The 340-nt window shown below is 74.1% G+C and carries 1 protein-coding gene; it reads left to right on the forward strand.

The annotated features are described in order from the left end of the window. On the forward strand, positions 1–340 hold a 340-nt coding region (locus CN925_RS16010), incomplete at both ends, for a hypothetical protein (RefSeq protein ID WP_218937233.1).

Raw genomic sequence — 340 nt, forward strand, 5'->3', positions numbered from 1 at the left:
GTGGTGAACGTTCTCGCCCTGTACGCGGCACTGCGGGTGGCCGCCGGGTCCGCCGTCCGCGCCCGTGCGCCGATCGCGGGAGCGCTGCTGGCCCTGGGCGCGTTCGGCCTCCTTGCCGCCTCGGAGCGGTCGCCATCCCGCGACGCCCTCGAACTCGCGTCCCTCCTCGTCACGACGACGTACTACAGCGCCACGGTCATCGGCCTGGTGCTGGCCGTCGGGCTCGCCCGTCGCGCGCTCGATCGAGCCCACGAGGCGCACGATGTTTCACGTGGAACGCGCCCCTCCTGGGGCGCGCTGGTCGGGCTCGGGCTCGTGGCCGCGGCGAACAGCGGATTGG

The sequence above is a fragment of the Bacillus sp. AFS055030 genome (assembly GCF_002574545.1).
Taxonomy (GTDB): domain Bacteria; phylum Bacillota; class Bacilli; order Bacillales; family Bacillaceae_G; genus Gottfriedia.